Origin of the sequence: Enterobacter sp. 22466, from assembly GCF_052044775.1 — a bacterium.
GTDB lineage: Bacteria > Pseudomonadota > Gammaproteobacteria > Enterobacterales > Enterobacteriaceae > Enterobacter > Enterobacter dissolvens.
This window is the reverse complement of the sequence record NZ_JBQENX010000001.1, coordinates 940,489-961,381: the sequence shown is the minus strand read 5'-3', so window position 1 is coordinate 961,381 and position 20,893 is coordinate 940,489. Positions and strand designations below refer to the sequence as shown.

Here is a 20,893-nt window from a genome sequence, read left to right as displayed (position 1 = left end):
ATCATGACGTAATTACTGGCCACTTAATACCCTCGCCGGATCAATTCGGCTTGCGCGACGCGCCGGATACCAGCTTGCCAGCAGACTCAGTAAAAGTGCTGTAACCAGCACATAAATAACGTCCAGCCAGTGCAATTCAGACGGCAGGAAGTCAATAAAATAGATATCACCCGACAGGAACTGGTGGCCGATCAGCGTCTCAATCCCGTTGATGATTGGCGTGAGCTGTAACGACACCACGACGCCAATCACCACCCCGCACAGGCTACCGAACAGCCCCGCCAGCAGACCATACCAGACGAAGATGGCGCGAATAAGACCGTCCTTTGCCCCAAGGGTACGCAGAACCGCGATGTCGCCACTCTTGTCTTTGACCGCCATCACCAGCGTCGAGACGATATTAAAGCACGCCACGCCAATCACCAGAACCATCGCCAGATACATGATGGCGCGGATCATCTGGATATCACGATACATATACCCGTAAGTGCCGATCCAGCTTTTGATGTAGACATAGTTATTGGTCACGCTGCCCGCATCACGCACCAGTTTATTGGCGTTGAAGACGTCGTTGACCTTAATGGCGATGCCCGTCACGCTGTCGCCCATGTCCAGATACTGGCGCGCGTCTTCCAGCGGCACCATTGCGAAGCTGTGGTCAAGCTGTCCGCTCAGTTGCAGGATCCCGGTAACGTGCAGACGCACGCGCTTAGGCTGCTGTAATTTATGGTCAGCGCTGGCGTTCGGGATCATGATCGACACCCAGTCGCCCTGCTTCACTTTCAGCGCGTCGGCCACACCTTTGCCCATGATGATCTGTTGCTCACCGGCCTTAAAGTTCGCCCACGCGCCGTTCTGCACATATTTCGGCAGCGCGCTCAGGCGTTCTTCCTGGACAGGATTCACCCCTTTCACCTGGATGGCGCGCAGGTTAACACCGCTTTCCACCAGCCCTGTGAAGTTAATGTAAGGTGCAGCGGCGGCAATACCCGGCACGTTTTCCACTTTGCTGAGGGCATCACTCCAGTTGTTCCACGGCTGATTAACCGGTTCGATTTCGCCGTGCGGCACAACGGCCAGAATACGGTTATTCAGCTCACGCTCAAAACCATTCATGGCGCTTAACCCTACGATCAACACCGCCACGCCGAGCGCAATACCGATGGTGGAGATCACCGAGATAAGGGAGACCATCCCGCCGCGACGGCGGCCGCGACTGAAACGTAGCCCGATGAGTAACGATAACGGTGAGGCCATTACTCCGCTCCCATCAGAGTCAGTTCAGCGTTCAGATGACCGTCACGCATCTCAAGCTGGCGCCCCATCCGTTTTGCCAACTGCAAATCGTGGGTCACCACCAGAAACGCCGTCCCCTGTGAGGCATTCAGCTCACCCAGAAGCTGGAAAATACTGTCAGCATTGCGCGCATCCAGGTTGCCGGTTGGTTCATCCGCCAGCACCAGACGAGGGTTGTTCACCAGCGCACGGGCAATTGCCACACGCTGACGCTCGCCACCGGACAGCTCAGACGGACGGTGGTCACCGCGATGCCCCAGGCCTACGGCTTTCAGCATGTCGCTGGCGCGGGCATTAATTTCTGCCGGTTTCTTTTTACCAATCAGCAAAGGCATCGCCACGTTTTCCAGCGCCGTGAAATCCGGCAGCAGATGGTGGAACTGGTAGATAAAGCCCAGTTCACGGTTACGCAGCTCCGCTTTTGCCGCAGAAGACATTTTGCTCATCGGCTGGCCAGAGAAAATCACGTCGCCACTGGTCGGCGTATCCAGCCCACCCAGCAGGTGTAATAAAGTACTTTTGCCGGAACCGGAGCTGCCGACAATCGCCATCATCTCGCCTTCGCCCACGCTGAAGCTCACATTGTGCAGCACATCGGTCTGTACAGAGCCTTCCTGATAGCGTTTGGACAGGTTGTCGCATTGCAACAGGATCTTATTCATAACGTAAAGCCTCAGCGGGTTGAGTGGCGGCAGCGCGCCAGGAAGGATAGAGCGTAGAAAGCAGCGCAATGGCCATCGCGGCCAGCGCAATACCGACCACCTGCAGCGGTTCGATAGCAACCGGCAGCGCCGCGCCATCAAGCAGCGCGCCGATGATCGGCATTAAGTTATTCAACTGACTGGCCAGCAGCGCCCCGAGAACGGCCCCGAGTAACGCGCCAATGATCCCGGCGCTGGCCCCCTGCACCATAAAGACGGCCATAATCTGGCGCGGCGTCAGCCCCTGGGTTTGCAGGATGGCAACTTCGCCCTGCTTTTCCATTACCATCAGACCAAGCGAGGTGATGATGTTAAATGCCGCGACCGCGACGATCAGGCTTAGCAGCAGGCCCATCATATTTTTTTCCATACGCACGGCCTGGAACAGTTCGCCTTTACGCTCGCGCCAGTCCTGCCATTTTGTGCCTTCCGGCAAGGTTTGCTGGCTGAGGGTATCGACCTTCAGCGGTGCGTCGAGCCACAGACGCCAGCCGGTAATATTGCCCACCGGATAACGCATCAGTCGCGAAGCATCCTGGATATTCATGAGCATCTGGTAGCCGTCAACTTCGCTGTTGGCGGCAAACGTGCCAATCACGGTGAACAGACGCTGGCTGGGTAAACGTCCCATCGGCGTAAACTGGCTGGCAGACGGCACCATCACGCGCAGCTGGTCGCCACGGTTGACACCAAGCTGCCCGGCAAGCTGCTCGCCGAGGATCACGTTGTATTTGCCCGCTTCCAGATCGCTTTGCTTCACGTTGACCAGATACGGCGTGAGCGGATCTTTTTGCGCCGGGTCAATACCCAGCATGACGCCCACCGCCACGCTGCGGGCGCTTTGCAGAACGACATCGCCCGTTGTCACCGGCGCAACGCGCGTAACACCCTGTAACTTCGCCGCACTTTCCGGCAGTTGTTGCGGGTTAACGGAGCCGTTGGTTGAAGAGAGAATGGCCTGCGGCATCAGCCCCAGGATGTTGTTTTGCAGCTCGCGCTCAAAGCCATTCATGACGGAAAGCACCGTCACCAGTGCCATCACGCCAAGCGTAATGCCAATAGTCGAAAGCCAGGAGACAAAACGACCGAAACGGTCCGCGGCGCGCCCACGCATGTAGCGTAAGCCTATGAAGAGTGCGACAGGTTGATACATGAAGTCCGTCTGTTTGCTGATAGCAGACCCACGAGTATATAAGCGAATCCGTTAAGCGTAAATGACTGAAACCGTAAGCTTTGGTAATCATTTTTCTGAAAAATTCAGATAAATCAGAATGCTACTCGTCGAATTATCGCGCCTCACCCTCCACCTTTTCCGAAAAACTACCTGATACAGACTGTTTCCCGTTACATCCCGGCTGCGTTTAACAACAATTGCTCGTTCGTTTATGGCAATAAGGTAGTTGCGAACAATGAAGCAAAAAGCATTATGGATTAACCAGATAAAGGGGCTGTGTATCTGCCTGGTGGTGATCTATCATTCGGTTATCACATTTTATCCCCATCTGACGGGGCTACAACATCCGCTGTCCGGTCTTCTCGCTAAATGCTGGGTCTATTTCAATCTTTATCTCGCGCCCTTCCGTATGCCGGTATTTTTCTTCATTTCCGGTTATCTGATCCGTCGTTACATTGACGAGGTGAACTGGCGCACCAGTTTTGACAAACGGATCTGGAGCATTGTCTGGGTACTGGCGCTGTGGGGAGTACTGCAATGGCAGGCGCTGAGTCATCTGAACGCCTGGCTGGCCCCTGAGCGTGAGCTGGCCACATCCTCGAACGCCGCGTATGCCGATTCACTTTCCGGGTTTGCGCTGGGGATGCTCACGGCCAGCACCAGCCTGTGGTATCTGTACGCTCTGGTGGTCTATTTCACGCTATGTAAACTGCTGAGCCGCTGGAAACTGCCCGTGCTGGGACTGCTGGCACTGGCCAGCATCGCGATTAATTTCCTGCCGCTGCCGTGGTGGGGAATGAACAGCGTGGTACGCAATATGATCTACTACAGTCTTGGCGCGTGGTATGGCGCAGAGCTGATGGCCTGGATGAAGGGGCTGAACCTGCGTCGCACCTGGCTGGCGTTGGGCGCTTTTGCTGCCGTCTCCGTGGTACTGTGGTTTGCTAACGTTCCGCTGCTGCTTTCCCTGCTGTCGATCGTGCTGATCATGAAGCTTTTCTACAGCCTCGAGCTGCGTTATGCCGTTCACCCCAGCAACCTGCTTAACGTCATCGGCTCAAACACCATCGCTATCTACACCACGCACCGCATCCTGATAGAGGCCTTCAGCCTGTTCCTGATCGGTGAGATGAATGCTGCCTACTGGCCGGTATGGGCCGAGCTTGGCTTGATCCTGGTCTACCCGTTTGCCAGCCTACTGATCTGCACCCTCGCCGGGCTTGGCGTACGCAAAATATCGACGGCACTGTTTGGCGATCTGTTCTTCTCTCCCCCTTCCGCGAGCGCACTGTCTCCGGCAACCCGATAATACCGCCCTCGCCCCCGTCCGGGGGCGAATCTTCCCGCGTTGCAGTTCAGATTTGCTTATGCAAAACGATCGAGGATAATAAAGACATTGCGTATCAGTGATATGCCCCAATACTGTGGGTATATCCACAAGAGACTCTGACATAGCCATGCCTGAACACTATCGTTATTCCCTGCCTGTCAAAGCGGGCGACCAGCGCCAGCTGGGCGAACTCACTGGCGCGGCTTGCGCCACGCTGGTGGCAGAAATCGCTGAGCGACATCCTGGTCCGGTGGTGCTGGTCGCCCCGGATATGCAAAATGCACTGCGACTGCATGATGAAATTCGCCAGTTCACCGATAACCTGGTCTTCAGTCTGGCCGACTGGGAAACACTGCCGTATGACAGTTTCTCCCCGCATCAGGAGATCATCTCCTCGCGCCTGTCGACCCTTTATCAGTTACCGACCATGCAGCGCGGCGTGCTGATCGTTCCGGTCAACACCCTGATGCAGCGCGTCTGTCCTCACAGCTATTTGCACGGCCATGCGCTGGTGATGAAAAAAGGTCAGCGTCTGTCGCGTGACGATCTGCGCGCGCAGCTGGACAGCGCCGGATACCGTCATGTCGATCAGGTTATGGAGCACGGGGAATACGCCACGCGCGGTGCGTTGCTCGATCTGTACCCGATGGGCAGCGACCAGCCGTATCGACTGGACTTCTTCGACGATGAGATCGACAGCCTGCGCGTATTCGACGCCGACACGCAGCGAACGCTGGAAGAAGTGGAAGCCATCAATTTATTACCCGCCCATGAATTCCCGACGGACAAAACCGCTATCGAGCTGTTCCGTAGCCAGTGGCGCGACAAGTTCGACGTCAAGCGCGACGCTGAGCATATCTATCAGCAGGTCAGCAAAGGTACGCTTCCTGCCGGGATCGAATACTGGCAGCCGCTGTTCTTTAACGAGCCACTGCCCGCCCTGTTTAGCTACTTCCCGGCAAATACGCTGATTGTCAACACCGGTGATATCGACGCCAGCGCCAGCCGCTTTGAGAGCGAAACCCGCGCGCGCTTTGAAAACCGGGGCGTGGACCCGATGCGTCCGCTGCTGCCACCGGAGACGCTGTGGCTGCGCACCGACGAGCTTAACGCCGAACTCAAGCGCTGGCCGCGCGTACAGCTGAAAACCGATACGCTTGCCGATAAAGCTGCCAATACCAATCTTGCATTCCAGAAGCTGCCAGATTTAGCCGTTCAGGCACAGCAGAAATCCCCGCTGGATAATCTGCGCAAGTTCCTCGACGCCTTTACCGGCCCGGTGGTCTTCTCCGTTGAGAGTGAAGGCCGCCGTGAAGCGCTGGGCGAACTGCTGGGGCGGATTAAAGTTGCCCCGAAACGCATTTTGCGCCTGAGCGAAGCTACGGGGACGGGGCGTTACCTGATGATCGGTGCCGCTGAGCACGGGTTTATCGATACCCTCAACAACGTGGCATTAATCTGTGAAAGTGACCTGCTGGGTGAACGTGTTGCGCGTCGCCGTCAGGACAGCCGTCGCACCATTAACCCGGATACGCTGATCCGCAACCTGGCGGAACTCCATCCGGGCCAACCGATTGTGCACCTTGAACATGGCGTGGGCCGTTATCAGGGGATGACAACGCTGGAAGCCGGTGGCATCAAAGGTGAATACCTGATGCTGACCTACGCCAACGACGCCAAACTCTACGTGCCGGTCTCATCCCTGCATCTGATCAGCCGCTACGCCGGGGGTGCAGAAGAGAATGCACCATTGCATAAACTGGGCGGCGACGCCTGGGCACGCGCCCGGCAGAAAGCGGCGGAAAAAGTGCGTGATGTCGCAGCCGAGCTGCTGGATATCTATGCCCAGCGTGCGGCCAAAGAGGGCTTTGCCTTTAAGCATGATAAAGAGCAGTACCAGCTGTTCTGTGACAGCTTCCCGTTTGAAACCACGCCGGATCAGGCCCAGGCCATCAATGCCGTGTTAAGCGACATGTGTCAGCCGCTGGCGATGGACAGACTGGTCTGTGGCGATGTCGGCTTCGGGAAAACCGAAGTGGCCATGCGTGCCGCTTTCCTCGCCGTTGAGAACAACAAGCAGGTGGCGGTGCTGGTACCCACTACCCTGCTCGCGCAGCAGCACTTCGATAACTTCCGCGACCGCTTTGCCAACTGGCCGGTACGCATCGAGATGCTGTCTCGTTTTCGCAGTACCAAAGAGCAAACACAGATCCTTGAGCAGGCCAGCGAGGGTAAGATCGATATCCTGATCGGCACCCACAAACTGCTGCAGAGTGACGTGAAATGGAAAGATCTGGGACTGCTGATTGTCGATGAAGAGCACCGTTTTGGCGTGCGGCATAAAGAGCGCATCAAAGCGATGCGTGCCGACGTTGATATCCTGACCCTGACCGCGACGCCAATTCCGCGAACCCTGAACATGGCGATGAGCGGCATGCGCGATCTCTCGATTATCGCCACGCCGCCGGCGCGTCGTCTGGCCGTGAAAACCTTTGTCCGCGAATACGATAATCTGGTGGTACGTGAGGCCATTCTGCGTGAGGTGCTTCGCGGTGGTCAGGTCTATTACCTCTATAACGATGTGGAAAATATCCAGAAAGCGGCAGACAGGCTGGCAGAGCTGGTGCCGGAGGCGCGTATCGCCATCGGTCACGGGCAAATGCGCGAGCGCGAGCTGGAACGGGTGATGAACGACTTCCACCACCAGCGTTTTAATGTGCTGGTGTGTACGACCATCATTGAGACCGGGATCGATATCCCGACGGCCAACACCATCATTATTGAACGCGCGGATCATTTCGGTCTGGCACAGCTTCATCAGCTGCGTGGCCGCGTCGGGCGTTCGCACCATCAGGCCTATGCCTGGCTGCTGACGCCGCATCCGAAAGCGATGACCACCGATGCGCAAAAACGCCTGGAAGCGATCGCCTCGCTGGAAGATCTGGGGGCAGGCTTTGCCCTCGCCACCCACGACCTGGAGATCCGCGGTGCGGGTGAACTGCTGGGTGAAGATCAGAGTGGCTCGATGGAAACCATCGGTTTCTCGCTCTACATGGAGCTGCTCGAGAACGCGGTTGATGCCCTGAAGGCCGGGCGTGAACCGTCACTGGAAGATCTCACCAGCCAGCAAACCGAGGTTGAGTTACGCATGCCGTCCCTGCTGCCGGATGATTTCATTCCGGATGTGAATACCCGCCTGTCGTTCTACAAGCGTATTGCCAGTGCGAAAAATGAAAACGAACTGGAAGAGATCAAAGTTGAGCTTATCGACCGCTTTGGTCTGCTGCCAGATGCCGCAAGAAACTTGCTGGATATCGCGCGACTTCGTCAGCAGGCGCAAAAGCTGGGCATCCGTAAGCTTGAAGGCAACGAGAAAGGCGGCGTGATTGAGTTTGCCGAGAAAAACCACGTTAACCCTACGTGGCTCATCGGTTTACTGCAAAAGCAGCCGCAGCATTTCCGCCTGGATGGGCCAACGCGTCTGAAATTTACGCAGGAGCTGACGGAGCGTAAAACCCGTATGGACTGGGTACGTAACTTTATGCGTCAGCTGGAAGAGAACGCGATCGCATAATCTGCTCTGCCTCCGGTTGCGCCATGCTACCGGGGGCAACAATTTACAAACTCTTTTCACTTCACCCGATCTTCCCGACAGACCCCTTCGCCATAATTATCATTAACCCGTTATAAAACAATAACCTTATCATTTGTATGGATTATAGTGATGATGACTTATTCGCGTTTTACTCGCTGGATAACCGTGTTTGCGTTGGTCGCAACGTTCGCGGTCGCACTTCCCGCTCGCGCAAACACCTGGCCACTCCCGCCGCCAGGCAGCAAGGTTGTCGGGGAAAACCGTTTTCATGTGGTTGAAAACAATGGTGGATCGCTTGAAGCGATTGCCAAAAAATATAACGTCGGCTTTCTGGCCTTACTGCAGGCCAACCCCGGCGTTGACCCTTATGTTCCGCGCGCTGGCAGCGTGTTGACTATCCCGCTGCAGACCATTCTGCCGGATGCGCCGCGCGAGGGGATCGTAATAAATCTTGCCGAACTGCGTCTTTACTATTACCCGCCGGGCAAAAATGAAGTGACCGTCTACCCTATTGGCATTGGTCAGTTAGGCGGCGACACGTTGACCCCAACGATGGTTACCACCGTATCGGATAAGCGCGCAAACCCGACCTGGACGCCAACGGCCAATATTCGTGCCCGCTATAAGGCTCAGGGGATCGATCTGCCCGCCGTCGTACCAGCCGGACCGGATAACCCAATGGGCCACCACGCCATCCGCCTCGCGGCCTATGGCGGCGTTTACCTGTTACATGGAACGAATGCGGATTTTGGTATCGGCATGCGGGTCAGCTCCGGTTGTATTCGTCTGCGTGATGACGATATCAAAACGCTGTACAAGCTGGTTACACCGGGCACCAAAGTGAACATCATTAATACACCAGTCAAGGTGTCTGAGGAGCCAGGCGGCGTGCGACTGGTTGAAATTCACCAGCCGTTATCGAAAAACATTGATGACGATCCGCAGACGCTGCCAATCAACCTGAATGCGGCGATGGTGAGTTTTAAAACCGATGCCAGGACTGATGGCATCGTGATGGAGCGGGCAATGGAAGCACGTTCGGGCATGCCGACTGACGTCACACGACATCATGGTGTCGCCCAACAGGTGATGTAAAACCCAATGTAAAAAAGCCCTGCAGTTGCAGGGCTTTTTTATAGCAGTGGCATAAATGAGGGTTTAGCCAGGCTTATTTGTAGATAACAGCGGTACCGTGCAGGGTGTTAGGACCGGTTACAGAGGTAATGCGGAAAGATTTCGCACCCATCTCATCCGCTTTTTGCGCCAGTTGATCTTCCAGTGAACCCAGGTTAGTCCCGGCGCTGGCGGAGATGGTGCCTACTTTGTGCTGGTCAGCAGGCGTTGACTGGACTTCCACAGCAGCAAAGCTTGCGAAAGAGAGTGAGCTAAGTACAGCAGCGGCGATCAGGGTTTTTACGTTTTTCATGATTTTTACCTTTAGGCAGATGAATTTGGAGGTCGTTATCTATTTAGTTAGCGATCGATAGGTAAATGATAGATGTGATCCAGCTCACACGTCAACATATTTTTATAACGACCATTAAATTAATTTTATTTCCGTTATTTTTCATACCCATATGATTAATTTATTTTTCAGAAAACAGCACTGGTGGTGAAATGCGTTTATTTTTATAATGGTTATTCAACAAACTAACAGAGGACCAACGGCAAATGACAACCGATGTCACGAGTTGTGCGAAGAAAAGCCGTGGCCGACCGAAAGTGTTCGACAGGGATGCAGCGCTTGATAAGGCCATGACTCTCTTCTGGCAACATGGGTATGAAGCGACCTCGCTTTCCGATCTGGTAGAAGCCACCGGAGCCAAAGCGCCGACGCTGTATGCGGAATTCACGAATAAAGAGGGGCTGTTCAGGGCAGTGCTGGACAGATACATCTCGCGCTTTGCATCGCGATATGAAGCCCAGCTGTTTTGTGAAGAGAAAACGGTCGAGCAGGCATTGCGTGACTATTTCTCCGCTATCGCCACCTGCTTTACCAGCAAAGAGACACCCGCGGGCTGTTTTATGATTAACACCTCCGCGACGCTTGCGGCCTCCTCGAAAGAGATCGCCAACACGGTGAAATCACGTCATGCCATGCAGGAGCAGACGCTCAGCACCTTCCTGGCCCAGCGCCAGCAACGTGGTGAAATTCCGGCGCATTGCCGCCCTCAGGAATTAGCGCAATATCTGAGCTGTATTTTGCAGGGGATGTCGATAAGCGCCCGTGAAGGGGCAACGCTGGAAAAGCTACAACATATCACTGAGACCACCCTTCGACTGTGGCCTGAACTGCTTAAAATCCAGGGCTAAAAAAAAGCTCCTCAGCCTGAGCGCTTGAGGAGCTAAGTTCAGAGAACATCTTTTTTTACGCTTTGTTATTCAGTACCAGCTGGCCATTTCCATCCAGCGGAATTTGGGTGCCAGGGTCTTTATCCATACGGATTTTGCCCTGCTGGTCACCAATTTTGTACGTCACGTCATAACCCAGCATTTTTTCCGACTTATCGTAGACGGTTTTACAGCGCTGCTGAGTGGTGGTGTACGTATCATTATCCTGCATGGCGCCCTGCACCTGGTTACCAGCGTAGCCGCCACCCAGTGCACCGACCACGGTCGCCACATCTTTACCACGTCCGCCACCAAACTGGTGACCTATCACCCCGCCTGCTACCGCACCCAGGACCGAACCGGCAATGCGGTTTTCATCCTGAACCGGACGACGGTGAGTGACAGAGACGTTACGGCATTCCTGACGAGGCGTTTTAACCGTTTCTTTAATGGGGGTTGCAGAAACCACCTGCGCATACTGTGGGCCACGATTCAGTACGTTGAGACTGGCAACGGCAGCCACACCTAACGCAGCAGCGACGCCAATCCCTATACCCGCCAACATTGATTTATTCACGGGACTTCCTCCTTTGTTGCTATTGGTAACAATTTTGCAATGCAGACCACGCTTCGCCAATAAGACAAAGGCTCAAAAAAGTGGCGAAGAGGAGAGACACTGGATGTTTAGGAGAACTCTTAAGCACTCAATCTGTGATGAGCAGCATGATATGCTAAAAAACCCCTCCGGAGGGCCCGGAGGGAGAGAAAAATCAGTGCAGCTTCAGACGCGGACGGATCACACGGTTGATTCGGCCCACCAGCATCATCAGCCCGGTTTTGAAGTAGCCGTGCAGCGCAATCTGGTGCATACGGTACAGGGAGATATAGACAAAACGTGCAATGCGCCCTTCTACCATCATTGAGCCGCGCATCAGGTTCCCCATCAGGCTGCCTACGGTAGAGAAGTTCGACAGTGAAACCAGAGAGCCGTGGTCTTTGTAGACATAGGCCTTCATTGGCTTGCCTTTACGCTGTGCCAGAATATTGTGTAACACCAGGCTTGCCATCTGATGCGCTGCCTGAGCACGAGGAGGTACGAAACCGCCTTCAGGACGCGCGCATGACGCACAGTCACCAATCGCGAAAATATCCGGATCGCGCGTGGTTTGCAGCGTCGGCTCGGTCACCAGCTGGTTAATACGGTTAGTTTCCAGCCCACCAATGTCTTTCATGAAATCAGGCGCTTTGATACCCGCCGCCCAGACCATCAGATCCGCTTTGATGTACTCGCCATCTTTGGTGTGCAGGCCACCTTCATCTGCGCTGGTCACCATCGTCTGGGTGAGAACACGCACGCCCAGTTTGGTCAGTTCGTTATGTGCCGCACCGGAAATACGTGGAGGCAGCGCAGGCAGAATGCGCTCACCCGCTTCAACCAGCGTCACGTTCAGCGCTTCATTGGTTAACCCTTTGTAGCCGTAGCTGTGCAGCTGTTTTACCGCATTGTGCAGTTCTGCGGACAACTCAACCCCCGTCGCGCCACCGCCAACAATGGCGATATTCACCTTGCCATTCGCACCCATATTACTGGTGTACTTCAGGAACAGGTTGAGCATCTCCTGATGGAAACGACGCGCCTGATGCGGGTTGTCCAGGAAAATGCAGTGCTCTTTGACACCCGGGGTGTTGAAATCATTGGAAGTACTGCCCAGCGCCATGACCAGCGTGTCATAGGCAAGCTTACGCTCCGGGACCAGCAACTCACCTTTGTCGTCACGCAGCTCTGCCAGAGTAATGGTTTTGCTCTCACGGTTGATATCCACCACGGAACCCAGCTGGAACTGGAAATGGTGATTACGCGCATGCGCGAGGTAACTCAGCGCGTCCACCCCCTCATCCAGGGAACCGGTCGCCACTTCGTGCAGCAACGGCTTCCACAGGTGGCTGTGGTTACGATCCACCAGCGTAATTTTGGCTTTTTTGCCGCGACCCAGCTTCTTACCCAACTGTGTCGCCAGCTCCAGCCCGCCAGCACCACCGCCTACAATCACTATCTTTTTCAATGGCGTAGTCAACGTGACCCCCTCAAATTATTAACCAATTGTTAATTAAAAGTTATAAAAATAACCCTTAATTAACAACAGGTTACAGCACTGAAACCATTCAGGTGCATTGAGAATACCACGTCAGGCGCATTGGTCATACCAAAATTGATGTGCATCAAGTTTTGGTGGCTTAAAAGTAGACAATTCTGCAAAAAAAGAAAGCCCGGCACGCTTTCGCGGCCGGGCCAGGGAGGTCTTTGCTGTGTCTTAGCCCAGTGTTTTAAAGGCTTTGATACGCTGCAGATGCGGGGAGATGTTTTTAAACTTGTGGGTCTGTTCTTCATCCCAGACAATTTCATAGTAATGATGCAACAACTCAGCCGCACGGTGGCTGTTGAGCGCCTCATCATTACGTGAAAGGATCACCAGACAGCGATCGCGGTTCTTTTCACGGAAATTGCTGACGCACTTGGTGGCAATATCAACATACTCTTCAGGGCGGTCAATCTTGCCTTCCATGTTCTCGTTCGGGAACAGGTTAGGATTGAATACCACCTGGCGAATATCGCACAGGAACCCAATCCGCTCGGCCCAGTAGCCCCCCAACCCCACGCCGCAAATCAGCGGGCGATCGTCGATGTTGAGCTGCAGCATCTTGTCCACTTCTTTGAGCAGATGCTGCATGTCATGTTTCGGATGGCGCGTGCTGTAGCTGATCAGCCGTACATCCGGATCGATGAACTGCAGTTGCAGTACCTTCTCATGATTACCAGGACTGTTTGAGTCAAAACCGTGTAAATAGATGATCATTGTCTTCTCACCACGCTACGCCTTCCGGGAGGATTTACAGGCTGGCTTTGTGTGCCTGCCAGCGCTCATTCAGTGCTTCAAGCCGGGCGTTAACCGCTTTCCAGCGTGCCGAATCCATCAGCTCCTGACGGCTAAATGAACCTTTATGATACAAATGTGTAACACGCTCTGCATTGATCGGCGACAGGTTATCCAGCACGCTGACTGCGCCTTTACGATTATTGCAGACGAGGATCATATCGCAACCTGCGTCGAGCGACGCCTGCCCACGCTCTGCGTAGCTCCCCATGATCGCCGCCCCTTCCATCGACAAATCGTCAGAGAAGATCACGCCGTTGAAACCGAGCTCCTGCCGCAGGACGGTTTTCAGCCAGTGTGGAGAGCCGCTCGCCGGGCGCGGATCGACGTCACTGTAAATCACATGTGCAGGCATAATGGCATCCAGCTTGTTATCGCTAATCAGCGAGCGGAACACCGACATATCTTTGGCGCGGATTTCCGCCTCCGGACGTGGATCACGTGGGGTCTCTTTGTGCGAATCCGCCGTTACGGCACCATGCCCCGGGAAGTGTTTACCGGTGGTTTTCATTCCCGCATCGTGCATGCCGTCGATAAAGCGGGTTGCCATCTCCAGTGCAATACGGGGATCGTTATGGTACGAGCGCTCGCCAATTGCCGCGCTGATATGTCCCACATCCAGCACCGGAGCAAAACTGATGTCGATGTCCATGGCAATCATCTCGCTGGCCATCAGCCAGCCCGCCTCCTGCGCGAGTTTTCCGCCCTCTTCTGTACCGAGCAACGCCGCGAAAGACTGCGCCGCCGGCAGGCGTGTGAAGCCTTCACGGAAACGCTGCACGCGCCCGCCTTCCTGATCGACGGCCACGACCAGATGATTACGCGACGCCGCGCGGATCTGGCGTACCAGCTCTCGCAACTGCGCCGGATCGTGATAGTTGCGGGTAAACAGGATCAGGCCCCCCACCAGCGGGTGCGCCAGAATTTCACGCTCCTCCGCATCCAGTTCAAACCCTTCTACATCCAACATGACTGGACCCACAGCAACCTCTCTTATCCTTTAATGTGTAACTGACGCCAGGCATCATTTGCCAGCGCAATAAATTGTTTGTCTCTGGACTGCTGAAAACGCATTTCAAACCAGCCCGCCATCAGCATGTCAACCCAGGGCCGCCAGCGTCTGACCTGACGCGCCAGTGTTCCCGCGTCCAGGTGCGCTATCCGGGCGTAATCGCTGATAAGCCTTTGGCGCGCAGCATCATCTTCCACCCAGACTGACGCCAGCTCCAGAGCCACATCCCCATCTCCGGCGTACTCCCAGTCGATAAGCCTGATGCCGGCCGACGTATGCACGATATTGCCGGCATGGACATCCATATGTAATGGCGAGAGCCGAAGCGGCTGAGGCTCTCCCGCAGTACGTAACCGTTTAAGCTGCGCAAGCCAGTATGGAGTGCGTCTGTCCGGTGAGGCTCGCTGCCAGTACTGTTCCAGCAATGGGAGCAGTATAATGCGCCACCCCAGACACGGCTGATGGTGCAGATGACAGAGCATCGTAGCAAGCGTTGCGCTTTCGGGCAGCGTATGGCGGATCTCCCCCGCCAGATACTCTACCGCCATCCAGCCCTGCCTGAAAAAGCGAGGCGTGGGCACGAGATCCGCCGGTAGACGCTTCAGGGCACGAAACTGACGGCGAAAATGGGAAACAGGGGCTAAGGGATCGTGATGATGACGCAACACCAGACGCTGCTCGCCCTGCTCCAGAATGCAACTCGCGCCGCCAAGCCCGGAGTGGGCCTGCGGCGCGATAAGACGATACTGCGGAAAATATCGCGTGAGGATCGCTTCACGCGTGCAATCAGAGTTGCGTAACCGCACCTTTACCTGACCAGATAATCTCGCCTGTCTGAACCAGCATCAGCTGCATCTGCAGGGCTGGCGTATTCACGTTACCGGTGGCATTAGAGTACAGCACATACTGCGCACCAACGTTACGGGCAATCCCCATCGCCTTACTGCGCGTGCCAAGGCTGTCCTGCGGTGACAGGCCAAGCTGCTGTTTGGCTACCGCCAGCTGCTGCGCCGAAACCAGCGTAAATTTGCCGTTGTTGGCCAGGGCATTGCGCAGGGTTTCAGTCGCTTCTCCGGCGTTTAATGAACCGTTAGTCCGGTTGTTCACGCTATCCACCAGCAGTACGCTACCCGCGGTCACGCCCTGAGCCTGCAGCATTTTACCGACCATCGGCTGCATCGCACCGTTCCAGTCATAATGACGCACGCGCGGCGCAGGCTGTGAGGTCTGATCCTGATGTTCAATCGGACCCGGTTGCGACGGAAGCGTCGGTACAGACGGCACGGTTGGCTGTGGTTGCGTTGGCTGTGTCGGCTGCTCCGTACCCGGTTTCGCCTCTTCCACAGGTGCTGGCTGTTCGGTTCGCGTCACACAGCCTGCGAGGAACAGTGCAAAAGCTGTCACGAGCGCATAACGGCTCATATTTTTAATCAAGGTTCACCTCTTACAGATAAAGATAAAGTCTCACCTTATGCGCACCCAGATAGTTGGCGCTCCCATAGAGCGTTACCGACGATCTGGCCGGAATGGTCACGCTGCGCGGCGCTTCCAGCGGGTGCATTTCAAGACCTCGTACGTCATACCAGAAAAAACGGTAGTGAACCGTCACCGGTTCGTGTCTTTCGTTAAAGAGCGCAGAGGAAGCAGAAGATTTGATTTCACTGATGGTCAACGTGGGTTGTGCTGCCGTGATGCCCGCTGCCAGTACCGAGGACTCCATCACCAGCGTCTGTTCCTCGCTGACGGGAATGGCCGGACGCGCGCTGCACCCCACCATCACCATTGTCATTACCAGCGCTGCAATACGCCCTTTCAACATGTTAAAGACCTTTATGTGCCAGCATCGGTCCCAGAGGACGTCCACCCAGCAGATGCATATGAATGTGATAAACTTCCTGCCCACCGTGGCGATTACAGTTCATGATAAGACGGTAACCGTCCTCAGCAATCCCCTCCTGCTCGGCGATTTTCGCGGCCACCGTCAGCATACGGCCTAACGCCACTTCGTGCTCGGTTTTTACGTCATTGACGGTAGGAATCAGAATATTTGGAATGATAAGGATATGTGTCGGAGCCTGAGGGGAAATATCCCTGAAAGCCGTCACCAGCTCATCCTGATAGACGATATCCGAAGGGATTTCGCGGCGGATAATTTTACTGAAAATGGTTTCTTCAGCCATGACCTGTTCCTTTGTTGTTTAATCTGGCGTGGTGCGTCCGCTATTAACATACTCTCTGCATGAGTATGTGGCACAACTGAAGAGTATGAGCGAGTTTCTCCTGTCCTTTCAACCTTCTCCCCGGATTTCTTTCCTGAAAGCGCTTCAGCTGAGTGAAGAGTGACCGCTGGCATGTGTTAACCACCTGAAACATTATTTCATTTCCTTTTGACACATCTGTTTACAGCGTTAATCACAATGCGTATATTTCGCATTTGCATTTTCATGCGCATTTTCAACATAGAAAACGACGTCAGCCCGTTCTCGCGGGACTGTCGCACACACCTTTCACCATTCAGTAAGGGTTTGATGATGTCTTTCATTTATCACACCAGGGATGGGCAACGTCAGCCAGTCGCAACACCTTCGTTGCTGGCTGCCTGTATTGCTATGGCATTGATGCCAGCCGTCAGTTTCGCCGCCTCTGCAACCGAAGATACCGTCGTTGTTGAGGGCGGTTTTGATAACACGCAGGACACGTCAGGGAGTCAGGATCAAGACTACAGCGTTAAGACCACCACCACGGGGACGAAACTGTTACTGGTTCCCCGGGATATCCCCCAGTCCGTCAGCGTCATCAGCCAGCAGCGTATGGCAGATCAGAACCTGCAATCGATCGGCCAGGTGTTAACCAACACGACCGGCGTTACGGCACAGGTGCAGGACAGCGACCGGACGGTGTTCTACTCTCGCGGCTTCTTCGTCAGTAACTATGCCTACGATGACCTGCCAACCTCCATCAGCGAAGTATGGAACTTTGGTGATACGGCCGCCGATACCGCCATTTACGATCGTATTGAAGTGGTGCGCGGTGCAACCGGCCTGATGTCCGGCACGGGGAACCCCTCCGCCTATGTGAACATGGTTCGTAAGCATGCAGACAGCAATGAATTTAAAGGCAATGTCTCAGCCAGTTACGGTAGCTGGGACAAACAACGCTATGTGCTGGATCTGCAGTCTCCGCTGGTAGAGTCCGGTAAAGTGCGTGGTCGTCTTATCACGGGTTATCAGGACAACGACAGTTTTGTTGATAACTACCACTACCGCAAAAAGTTCCTCTACGGCGTGGTGGATGCGGACGTGACGGACAACACGAGCCTGTCGGTGGGCTATGAATATCAGGAAAGCAACACCGATAACCCAACCTGGGGCGGCCTGCCAACCTGGTACAGTGACGGCAGCAAAACCCATTACAGCCGCAGCCAGACTGTGGCACCTGACTGGGCGTACTCTGATAAAGATAACACCCGCATTTTCGCCAACCTCACCCAACGCTTCGACAACGGCTGGGAAGCCCACATCAACGGTATGCATGCGGACACCCGCTTCGACAGCAAACTGATATATATGTCCGGCTACCCGGATAAAGAGACCGGTGCAGGCATGGTCGGGTACGGCGGCTGGAACCGGGGTGAACGTAAGCAGGACGCGGTGGATGCCTTCCTGCGCGGTGATTTCGATCTTTTCGGTCGTCAGCATGAGATGATGTTTGGCGGCAGCTTCAGTCGTCAGCGTAACCACTATGACAACACCATGCCGGACGCGCTGTACGGTATGGTTGACGTGGGTAACTTCAAAAACTGGAACGGGAATATCGCCGATCCGCAGTGGACCCCATGGAAGCTCTACAGTCAGGACGATATCCGCCAGTCTTCGGCCTATACTTCCGCCCGCTTCTCACTGGCCGATCCGCTGCACCTGATCCTCGGTGCGCGTTATACCCATTACAACATTCGCTATAACCCGGCAGGCTCACCGGACACACGCCTGGAAAGCAGTAAGGATGATGTGACGCCGTATGCGGGCCTTGTCTACGATATCAATGAAGACTGGTCAACCTACGTCAGCTATACCTCCATCTTCCAGCCTCAGGACAAACGTGACGCCAGCGGTCGCTATCTCGACCCGACAACGGGCAAAAGCTATGAAGCCGGCGTGAAAGCGGACTGGTTCAATACCCGCCTGACCACCTCGATAGCCCTCTTCCGTATTGAGCAGGATAACGTGGCGAATAATACCTATACCTACATGCCAAGCGGCGAGTCGATCTATGAATCTCTGGACGGCGTGGTCAGTAAAGGGATTGAGTTCGAGCTGAACGGTGCCCTGAGCGATAACTGGCAGCTGACCTTCGGCGCGACCCGCTACATTGCCGAAGACAAGCGCGGTAACACGGTAAGCTCCGATCAGCCTCGCACCACAATGAAGCTGTTTACCCGTTATCAACTGCCCATGCTGCCTGCACTGGCGGTAGGCGGCGGGGTGAACTGGCAGAATAAAGTCTGGAACGCGGTGGATGGCGGCCCGGCAGGTCAATCACGGGCAGAACAAGGCAGCTACGCGCTGGTTAACCTGTTTAGCCGGTATCAGGTCACCAACGATTTTGCTGTCCAGGCTAACGTCAACAACCTGTTCGACAAAGAGTACTACGACTACGTCGGCTCTTATGTGGTCTATGGCGCGCCGCTGAACGTCTCTGTGAGCGCGAGCTACGACTTCTGAGTGTTCAGCCGCTACCCGGCATAACAAACGGCAGTAATAAAAAAGGCAGCCATTCGGCTGCCTTAGTCTCCCCAGGTCACTGCTTAGCTGTTGCGGATGTATTCATCCATTTCGGTTTTCAGGTTATCGGATTTGGTCCCGAAGATTGCCTGAACACCAGAACCTGCAACAACCACACCCGCTGCGCCCAGTTTTTTCAGACCCGGCTGGTCTACTTTCGCGACGTCGGCAACGCTCACACGCAGACGAGTGATACACGCGTCCAGGTTAGTGATGTTTTCTTTACCGCCGAACGCTGCAACCAGTGCCGGAGCCATTTCGCTGGTCGCGCCTGCTTTGCTGTCTTCAGTCGCATCTTCACGACCTGGTGTTTTCAGGTCCAGTGCTTTGATCAGCACGCGGAAGATGGTGTAGTAGACAACGGCATAGCACGCACCCACGATTGGGAACAGCCACAGTTTGCTGCTGTTACCGGACAGAACGATGAAGTCGATCAGACCGTGTGAGAAGGACGTACCGTCACGCATACCCAGCAGGATACAGATTGGGAACGCCAGGCCAGCCAGAATCGCGTGGATAACGTACAGGATCGGCGCAACGAACATGAAGGAGAACTCGATTGGCTCGGTGATACCGGTCAGGAACGAGGTCAACGCTGCGGAGATCATGATACCGCCCACTTTTGCACGGTTCTCTGGTTTAGCAGAGTGCCAGATAGCAATTGCCGCAGCTGGCAGACCGTACATTTTGAACAGGAAGCCACCAGACAGTTTACCTGCTGTTGGGTCACCCGCCATGTAACGTGGGATATCACCGTGGAACACCTGGCCCGCTGCGTTGGTGAATTCACCAATCTGCATCTGGAATGGAACGTTCCAGATGTGGTGCAGACCAAATGGCACCAGGCAACGCTCGATGAAGCCATAGATACCGAACGCGACAACCGGGTTCTGGTAAGCAGCCCACTGAGAGAAGGTCTGGATAGCGGAACCGATTGGTGGCCAGATGAAGGACAGGATCACACCCGTGAAAATCGCTGCCAGACCAGAGATAATCGGAACGAAGCGCTTGCCCGCGAAGAAGCCCAGATACTCAGGCAGCTTAATGCGATAGAAGCGGTTAAACATATACGCTGCAATCGCACCGGAGATGATACCGCCCAGAACACCGGTATCCGCCAGGTGTTTCGCTGCGATCTCTTCAGCAGGTAAATGCAGAACCAGCGGTGCAACCACAGCCATGGTTTTCACCATGATGCCGTAGGCAACCACTGCAGCCAGCGCAGAAACGCCGTCGTTATTGGTGAAGCCCAGAGCAACACCGATAGCGAAGATCAGCGGCATGTTAGCAAAGACGGAACCGCCTGCTTCGGCCATCACGTGGGACACTACGGCTGGCAGCCAGCTGAAGTTTGCAGAACCGACACCCAGCAGGATACCTGCGATAGGCAGTACGGATACTGGCAGCATCAGCGATTTACCGACCTTTTGCAGGTTAGCAAATGCATTCTTAAACATAATTGAGAGTGCTCCTGAGTATTTGTGCTTTTTTTACGCTTTCACGCATTGGCCCGGGGGGAGTACCGTGCCGTGGACAGGACATCTAAGCGCCCTTTATTTATTACACAGAGTAAAATAATTCCCTCTGACTTTGTTTGACGGCTATCACGTTTCAGCTTAAGACGGTCGAAAAACTTTCAGTTATTTACAAAAAGCATTTCTGGATGTGTCAAAAAACACCATCACCGCCCCAAATGAGGCGGTGAACTTTACTCGTTTTAACTATTAATTACGAGCCTAA

18 protein-coding genes are annotated in these 20,893 nt (G+C 54.7%); 5 read left to right on the top strand and 13 right to left on the bottom strand.

The genetic code is table 11. The annotated features are described in order from the left end of the window. Positions 1–12 precede the first annotated feature (12 nt). From lolE to lolC, 3 genes are read right to left on the bottom strand one after another with little or no spacing between them, the layout of a single operon-like run. Positions 13–1,257 (bottom strand): lipoprotein-releasing ABC transporter permease subunit LolE, encoded by a 1,245-nt coding sequence (gene lolE, locus ACTJJI_RS04565; protein WP_046888571.1) that lies wholly within the window; start codon positions 1,255–1,257, stop codon positions 13–15. Next, complete coding sequence (gene lolD, locus ACTJJI_RS04560; protein WP_013097097.1) at positions 1,257–1,958, bottom strand: lipoprotein-releasing ABC transporter ATP-binding protein LolD; 702 nt, start codon at positions 1,956–1,958, stop codon at positions 1,257–1,259. The genes lolE and lolD overlap by 1 nt, the downstream gene beginning before the upstream one ends. Then, positions 1,951–3,150 carry a lipoprotein-releasing ABC transporter permease subunit LolC gene (gene lolC / locus ACTJJI_RS04555; RefSeq protein WP_013097098.1) on the bottom strand — a complete coding sequence of 400 codons (1,200 nt, stop codon included), beginning with the start codon at positions 3,148–3,150 and terminating at the stop codon, positions 1,951–1,953. The genes lolD and lolC overlap by 8 nt, the downstream gene beginning before the upstream one ends. A gap of 256 nt (positions 3,151–3,406) precedes the next feature. Between lolC and ACTJJI_RS04550 the strand changes: the two genes are divergently transcribed. From ACTJJI_RS04550 to ldtC, 3 genes are all read left to right on the top strand, one after another. Then, positions 3,407–4,480, top strand: a complete 1,074-nt coding sequence (locus ACTJJI_RS04550; RefSeq protein ID WP_232943711.1) for an acyltransferase family protein — start codon at positions 3,407–3,409, stop codon at positions 4,478–4,480. A gap of 148 nt (positions 4,481–4,628) precedes the next feature. After that, positions 4,629–8,075, top strand: a complete 3,447-nt coding sequence (gene mfd / locus ACTJJI_RS04545; RefSeq protein WP_047362204.1) for a transcription-repair coupling factor — start codon at positions 4,629–4,631, stop codon at positions 8,073–8,075. Between the two features lie 150 nt (positions 8,076–8,225). After that, positions 8,226–9,191, top strand: coding sequence for a L,D-transpeptidase LdtC (gene ldtC, locus ACTJJI_RS04540; protein ID WP_440653182.1), 966 nt, complete (start codon positions 8,226–8,228; stop codon positions 9,189–9,191). 73 nt (positions 9,192–9,264) lie between these two features. Here ldtC and bhsA read toward each other — a convergent pair whose 3' ends face one another. After that, entirely contained in the window at positions 9,265–9,522 is a 258-nt protein-coding gene (gene bhsA / locus ACTJJI_RS04535) for a multiple stress resistance protein BhsA (protein ID WP_013097102.1), read from the bottom strand. A gap of 245 nt (positions 9,523–9,767) precedes the next feature. Between bhsA and ACTJJI_RS04530 the strand changes: the two genes are divergently transcribed. Next, positions 9,768–10,409 carry a TetR/AcrR family transcriptional regulator gene (locus tag ACTJJI_RS04530; protein WP_440653180.1) on the top strand — a complete coding sequence of 214 codons (642 nt, stop codon included), beginning with the start codon at positions 9,768–9,770 and terminating at the stop codon, positions 10,407–10,409. 55 nt (positions 10,410–10,464) lie between these two features. Here ACTJJI_RS04530 and ACTJJI_RS04525 read toward each other — a convergent pair whose 3' ends face one another. From ACTJJI_RS04525 to hinT, 8 genes are all read right to left on the bottom strand, one after another. Beyond that, a complete protein-coding gene (locus ACTJJI_RS04525) occupies positions 10,465–11,004 on the bottom strand; it encodes a glycine zipper 2TM domain-containing protein (RefSeq protein ID WP_014831461.1) in 540 nt (179 codons plus the stop codon). 193 nt (positions 11,005–11,197) lie between these two features. Beyond that, the gene (locus tag ACTJJI_RS04520) at positions 11,198–12,502 is read right to left on the bottom strand and encodes an NAD(P)/FAD-dependent oxidoreductase (protein WP_014831460.1); all 1,305 of its coding nucleotides are present in this window, start codon (positions 12,500–12,502) and stop codon (positions 11,198–11,200) included. A gap of 237 nt (positions 12,503–12,739) precedes the next feature. Then, positions 12,740–13,282 carry an alpha/beta hydrolase YcfP gene (gene ycfP, locus ACTJJI_RS04515; RefSeq protein ID WP_013097106.1) on the bottom strand — a complete coding sequence of 181 codons (543 nt, stop codon included), beginning with the start codon at positions 13,280–13,282 and terminating at the stop codon, positions 12,740–12,742. A gap of 34 nt (positions 13,283–13,316) precedes the next feature. Further along, positions 13,317–14,342 (bottom strand): beta-N-acetylhexosaminidase, encoded by a 1,026-nt coding sequence (gene nagZ, locus ACTJJI_RS04510; RefSeq protein WP_262762360.1) that lies wholly within the window; start codon positions 14,340–14,342, stop codon positions 13,317–13,319. Between the two features lie 11 nt (positions 14,343–14,353). Continuing rightward, positions 14,354–15,178 carry a thiamine kinase gene (gene thiK, locus ACTJJI_RS04505; protein ID WP_440653177.1) on the bottom strand — a complete coding sequence of 275 codons (825 nt, stop codon included), beginning with the start codon at positions 15,176–15,178 and terminating at the stop codon, positions 14,354–14,356. Continuing rightward, positions 15,159–15,803, bottom strand: coding sequence for a penicillin-binding protein activator LpoB (gene lpoB / locus ACTJJI_RS04500; protein ID WP_202947484.1), 645 nt, complete (start codon positions 15,801–15,803; stop codon positions 15,159–15,161). Before lpoB ends, thiK begins: the two co-directional genes overlap by 20 nt. 13 nt (positions 15,804–15,816) lie before the next feature. Next, complete coding sequence (locus ACTJJI_RS04495) at positions 15,817–16,191, bottom strand: YcfL family protein (protein WP_319851581.1); 375 nt, start codon at positions 16,189–16,191, stop codon at positions 15,817–15,819. Between the two features lies 1 nt (position 16,192). Next, on the bottom strand, positions 16,193–16,552 hold the full coding sequence (gene hinT, locus ACTJJI_RS04490; RefSeq protein ID WP_006809243.1) for a purine nucleoside phosphoramidase: 360 nt from the start codon (positions 16,550–16,552) through the stop codon (positions 16,193–16,195). Positions 16,553–16,903: 351 nt separating this feature from the next. Here hinT and fhuE point away from each other — a divergent pair, with 351 nt between their 5' ends. Continuing rightward, positions 16,904–19,093, top strand: a complete 2,190-nt coding sequence (fhuE, locus tag ACTJJI_RS04485; RefSeq protein ID WP_440653541.1) for a ferric-rhodotorulic acid/ferric-coprogen receptor FhuE — start codon at positions 16,904–16,906, stop codon at positions 19,091–19,093. 83 nt (positions 19,094–19,176) lie between these two features. Here fhuE and ptsG read toward each other — a convergent pair whose 3' ends face one another. Beyond that, positions 19,177–20,610, bottom strand: coding sequence for a PTS glucose transporter subunit IIBC (gene ptsG / locus ACTJJI_RS04480; RefSeq protein ID WP_014831454.1), 1,434 nt, complete (start codon positions 20,608–20,610; stop codon positions 19,177–19,179). Positions 20,611–20,893 lie beyond the last annotated feature (283 nt).

What these genes read in the sequence shown, in the direction of transcription:
- lolE (WP_046888571.1), bottom strand. Translation starts at nt 1,257, where the DNA reads ATGGCCTCACCGTTATCGTTACTCATCGGGCTACGTTTCAGTCGCGGC.
- lolD (WP_013097097.1), bottom strand. Translation starts at nt 1,958, where the DNA reads ATGAATAAGATCCTGTTGCAATGCGACAACCTGTCCAAACGCTATCAG.
- lolC (WP_013097098.1), bottom strand. Translation starts at nt 3,150, where the DNA reads ATGTATCAACCTGTCGCACTCTTCATAGGCTTACGCTACATGCGTGGG.
- ACTJJI_RS04550 (WP_232943711.1), top strand. Translation starts at nt 3,407, where the DNA reads ATGAAGCAAAAAGCATTATGGATTAACCAGATAAAGGGGCTGTGTATC.
- mfd (WP_047362204.1), top strand. Translation starts at nt 4,629, where the DNA reads ATGCCTGAACACTATCGTTATTCCCTGCCTGTCAAAGCGGGCGACCAG.
- ldtC (WP_440653182.1), top strand. Translation starts at nt 8,226, where the DNA reads ATGATGACTTATTCGCGTTTTACTCGCTGGATAACCGTGTTTGCGTTG.
- bhsA (WP_013097102.1), bottom strand. Translation starts at nt 9,522, where the DNA reads ATGAAAAACGTAAAAACCCTGATCGCCGCTGCTGTACTTAGCTCACTC.
- ACTJJI_RS04530 (WP_440653180.1), top strand. Translation starts at nt 9,768, where the DNA reads ATGACAACCGATGTCACGAGTTGTGCGAAGAAAAGCCGTGGCCGACCG.
- ycfP (WP_013097106.1), bottom strand. Translation starts at nt 13,282, where the DNA reads ATGATCATCTATTTACACGGTTTTGACTCAAACAGTCCTGGTAATCAT.
- ACTJJI_RS04495 (WP_319851581.1), bottom strand. Translation starts at nt 16,191, where the DNA reads ATGTTGAAAGGGCGTATTGCAGCGCTGGTAATGACAATGGTGATGGTG.
- hinT (WP_006809243.1), bottom strand. Translation starts at nt 16,552, where the DNA reads ATGGCTGAAGAAACCATTTTCAGTAAAATTATCCGCCGCGAAATCCCT.
- fhuE (WP_440653541.1), top strand. Translation starts at nt 16,904, where the DNA reads ATGTCTTTCATTTATCACACCAGGGATGGGCAACGTCAGCCAGTCGCA.
- ptsG (WP_014831454.1), bottom strand. Translation starts at nt 20,610, where the DNA reads ATGTTTAAGAATGCATTTGCTAACCTGCAAAAGGTCGGTAAATCGCTG.